The 4,469-nt window shown below is 35.2% G+C and carries 3 protein-coding genes and 1 tRNA gene; all 4 read right to left on the reverse strand.

Annotated features, from left to right (window positions below):
* Window positions 1-40: 40 nt before the first annotated feature.
* Window positions 41-114, reverse strand: a tRNA-Gly gene (locus ACKI3Q_RS09395).
* Window positions 115-271: 157 nt separating this feature from the next.
* A complete protein-coding gene (locus ACKI3Q_RS09400; RefSeq protein ID WP_407416332.1) occupies window positions 272-937 on the reverse strand; it encodes a class I SAM-dependent methyltransferase in 666 nt (221 codons plus the stop codon).
* A gap of 8 nt (window positions 938-945) precedes the next feature.
* Window positions 946-2,919: a tRNA guanosine(15) transglycosylase TgtA gene (gene tgtA, locus ACKI3Q_RS09405; RefSeq protein WP_407416333.1), complete on the reverse strand. Its 1,974-nt coding sequence runs from the start codon at window positions 2,917-2,919 to the stop codon at window positions 946-948.
* A 781-nt stretch (window positions 2,920-3,700) separates the two neighbouring features.
* On the reverse strand, window positions 3,701-3,856 hold the full coding sequence (locus tag ACKI3Q_RS09410) for a hypothetical protein (RefSeq protein WP_407416334.1): 156 nt from the start codon (window positions 3,854-3,856) through the stop codon (window positions 3,701-3,703).
* Window positions 3,857-4,469 lie beyond the last annotated feature (613 nt).

Below are 4,469 nucleotides of genomic sequence, written 5' to 3' on the forward strand. Positions count from 1 at the left end.
AAGTAATAACCAGACTATACCACAGCTGCAAAAGTAAAAGTGCGGCGTCCGGGATTTGAACCCGGGTCTCTAACGTGGCAGGCTAGAGTCTTAACCAGGCTGGACTAACACCGCATAAAAATAAACAACAATATTATATTATGCAATTATGCTATATAAAAGTTTTGTTTTAATGACATTAAAAGGGCAAAAATAAAATTTGAAAAATTTTAATATAGGTCAAAATTGCATTTAATAACAATAGCTACAATTTGCCCTTTCATTAAATCATCTATTTTTTTCTAGCAGTTACACAAATCCAATCGTTTTTATCTTCAATATAAGATTTAAAATCCTTAAATCCTGTCTTTTCAAGAGATTCCCTTAGGACATCTTCAGAGTATATCTTCATGTCCAGCAATTCCACAAGATCATCATATTTTTCCATTTCGCCTTCCCTGTAGACTGCCTCATTACAGAAAAATAACAGGCCGTTTTTTTTCAATACCCTGTTAACTTCCTTCAAATCATTGATGAAATCGGGCCAGAAATATATAGTTTCAAAACCTGTCACAATATCAAAGCTATTGTCTTCAAAGGGCATTTTGGATACAGATCCCCGAATCACCTCGACTTTGCCCTCATCTATGGCTTTCCGGTTGAGTTCAATTGACATTTTTACACTCACTTCAGAATAGTCAATTCCGAATACCTTACCTTCTGTGATTAGCTTTGCAAATCTTTCAATATTCTTTCCGCCTCCGCATCCGATATCAAGAATCATGTCACCTTTCGGAATGTCAAAATGGCTGACTCCCCATTGAGCCATAAGTTCATGGGACTTGTTCATCCTGTCAAGAATCTTGCGTCCCAGTTTGCCTATAGGCTTTCTTGCATTAATGATTAATTCTTTATCTTCAATGTGATGACCAGTATTCACTTTATCCTTGTCACTCATGTTAACACCTACTTTTTAAATCCTTTTCTTGTTTTAATAGCTTGACCAGTTTGGAAATTATTGATTTCAACTGCAGATAATAATGATTTACCGAATGCAAGGAGCTTGTCCTCTTCGTTAACAATCAGCACTTCATCATTGGCCCTTATGCCGTCATCGCATTCCACTACAAATTTGGAGAATACACTTTTTCCGTCAAGGGCAAATGGCTCTGAGTCTTTGTTGACTACAACACGGTTTTTAGGATATGGTGCTGCAGCATGAAGTCTTCTGGCACCTTCCTTGGAGAGTACCAAATATGAATCTGATGCTCTCATATTAACAATCAGGGTTTTTCCGTCATAGATATGTCTTATTTTGCCTGTCTTTTTACTCTTTTCTATATTGATGTTGCCTTTAAACAGTGCTTCACCGGCACCCCATCCGAATTGATAGTTGGCTATTGCTTTTATCTTGCGAACATCATCCTTTGCATACCTTATATCCTCATCAACAATTTCCGGCAAATCCAAATCCAGGTTTCTCACTATTCTCGGATGTATCAGTACATGATCATATTCACCTATGAATTCATCAAGGAAATCCTTAAGATAAGCCTTGCTGTCGCTGTCAGGTATCTTTGGAGCGGCATTTTGACTCAAAGGATAGAGCTCGTCAATTTCAAGAGGCACCAAACCGAATGGAATGTCTAGTACCATAAAGTCAGCATTGTCCAAATCCAGTTCATGCCTGCTGCCGCATATGTGGAACTGTCCCAGCTTGCCTGAAATGAATTTGGAATAAGGTTTTCTTGAAGGTGGAAGAATTATCAAATCCCTCTTTTTAGGCATTTGACGAAGCTTCTCATGATGCCTAAGGACTTCCGGCCTGCCCAATGATTCAGGACCTGTGTAGAAAAATGCAGACTTTTTGCTTCTAGGGTCGTATTCCTCAAAGGATTCATTATAGTTTTTAAGCTGGCGAACAGCATCCAAAAGTGCAGGATGGGCTCTGCAGCGCTCTTCGACAAGTTCCATCAAGCTTCCTTCATGGATTGCCTGCCTGATTAATCTGAGCTCTGCAAATGAAACATAGAGGTTATGCTGTGCAATCAAATCCCTTCTTTCCTTTTTAGGCATTGCCCTCAAGTCATCCGGAGTGTATTTTGAGCACACTTCACAGGAACACGGCATTTCATGAAGATTTTCCAGCTTGAATGTGCCTCTTGTTGACAGCAGCCTGTCATCTTCCGCATAGAGAATATAAGCAGCAGAATCAAAGAGGTCACATCCCATTGCAACTGCAAGGGCAAATATCATAGGATGTCCTGCTCCCATCAGATGGCGAGCGGTATTGTCCGGAAGATACATTATGGAGTTCATGACGACATCAACGAGCTCCCTGTAATGATATGATTCCATCAAAGGCACTACTGCACCGATAGGATACAGGTCAGCATCCAATTCAGACAATTTCCTTGCGCATTTCTGTCTCAGGTCCATGAATGTTGATCCCTGAACTACTGAGTTGAGAAGCATTTCAATATCATTGTCCTTTTTAAACTCGACCGCTTCCCTTGCACGTTCAAGGGTGATTTCCAAATCACTTTCTGCTTTTTCCCTTTCTACAAATGGTGCCGTTGGAATGTCAAGGCTTGTTCCAATATCGGTTCCTATCTGTTCCTGATATTCTATGACTTCCTTATTAGTAATTTCAACATCACCATATACGGACAGCTGAAAGGAACCTGAATCCGTCATGACCGGTCCGTCGAAGTTAATCATTTTATGAAGACCTTTATCAATAGCTTTCTGCTTTAAATCTTCATCTTTATAAATTAAATAAGCATTAGTAATTACTATATCCGCACCATACTTTTTAACATCAATTTCCTGTTTGCGCGGGTGTATTACTGGCATTAATGCAGGAGTTTTAACATTTCCATGTTTTGTCTTTAAAACACCTACTCTTCCTCTCATATCTTTGGCTTTTATTTCAAACATTTAATAACCTTAAAACAATTAGTTAGAATTAATTTATTTATAAAAAATTATTTAAATTTAACTTTAATTTTAAAAAAAAAATTAAAAAAAAACAAAATAAGGTTAAGTGTGGATTAACCTTATATTCAAGGCAAAATTGCCTTTATGTTCAATTATGAGCTAGTTTTTAAGTCCAAATTGATACCATTGCTCAATGGTCCACTTGAATAAGTTACATTTGGAAATTGGGTGTGTGTTTGTCCAGAATTCATATTAAGGAGGAATTCATCAAAGGACCACTGGAACAGTACAGATATGGGATGACCCATTTTCAAATATGGAGATGTTTTCTTATACGGGAAAGGAAATTATTTGGAACTATTTTTTGAAAATTCAAATCCATACCGAAATTATGAGTCATCAAAGCTTTGAAGGCAGAAGCCAAATCATGACCCTAATTAATAGGTTAGATACTTCGTTTTTTATGGCAGATGAAATAACATCCCTTTGACAAGACGCGATATTTATTTACCAGATTTTTGAATAATGTTTTTGAAACATTGAATCATAACTAAATTTTATTTGATTGGGATATTATTCCTTTTTTCACCATCATTTAAATTTAAAGGCCATTTGTGGCTTTTGACTTTCATTTTCATGAAAATTCTGCTCTAAAGGCTTCTCATGAATTTGTTTGTATAAAATCATGTTTCCATAAGTTTCGTTAGAAACTTCGTTTAGGAGTTTTGACCATTCATCACTTCAAAACCCTCAGACGATTCATAGAATCTTTCGCATACAATTAGGAGTCTGAAGAATTGAATGATCTGTCCGATTCATTCAAACCCGACTCGCCAGGTTCAGCTTCATCAACAGCTACAGCCGAAACCTCCGAGATTACTGCGAAAGACAACATAACAATCAAAAACATCAATACAATATTTTTTCCATTATGCATTTTTCACCTCTCTCATTAAACTCCAACCTTGGGAATTATTCATGATTTATCATGAAACTTTTTCAAAGGATTTTTCTCAAATCTTTAAATCCTCCCAAGATTGTTAGTAACTATTAACTGGTAAGTAGTATATAAAGTTTTTTATTGAAAATAAGGATAAAAATGCCCATAAATGTTAAAAAAAGCCAAAATTAAATAGCTAAAAATACCTGAAATTGACTGGAACTTTTACAGAAAAGCCGAAAAAATGGATATTTAAAAGCATTTTTCCCAAAGTCCATATAACATAATATTACTTTTTTAGGTTTAATATAATATTTAAAGAGCTATTTTAATAAAATATCAATTAAAATAACTTATTTATATCTAAATTAAAATAAAATTACCTGATTAATTCAAAAATGCCCTTAAAATTAAAAATGTTTTTAAAAAGGAATTAGTTAAATCAAATGAATTTTAAATCCCTTTTTAGGCAAAGGGTTAAAATTAAACAAAATAACATTTTCCTAATTTCAGCAAAATTCAGCATAGGCAAATTTATCGAATCGGAAATTAGCATTAAATTGTTTTAATTATTAAAATTGACACAAATATTGCTTGTTTAAGCCCAATT

This window comes from Methanobrevibacter sp. (genome assembly GCF_045636185.1).
Lineage (GTDB): Archaea > Methanobacteriota > Methanobacteria > Methanobacteriales > Methanobacteriaceae > Methanocatella.

Excerpts from the sequence above, each read along its gene's own strand:
- ACKI3Q_RS09400 (WP_407416332.1), bottom strand. The coding sequence starts at position 937 with ATGAGTGACAAGGATAAAGTGAATACTGGTCATCACATTGAAGATAAA.
- tgtA (WP_407416333.1), bottom strand. The coding sequence starts at position 2,919 with ATGTTTGAAATAAAAGCCAAAGATATGAGAGGAAGAGTAGGTGTTTTA.
- ACKI3Q_RS09410 (WP_407416334.1), bottom strand. The coding sequence starts at position 3,856 with ATGCATAATGGAAAAAATATTGTATTGATGTTTTTGATTGTTATGTTG.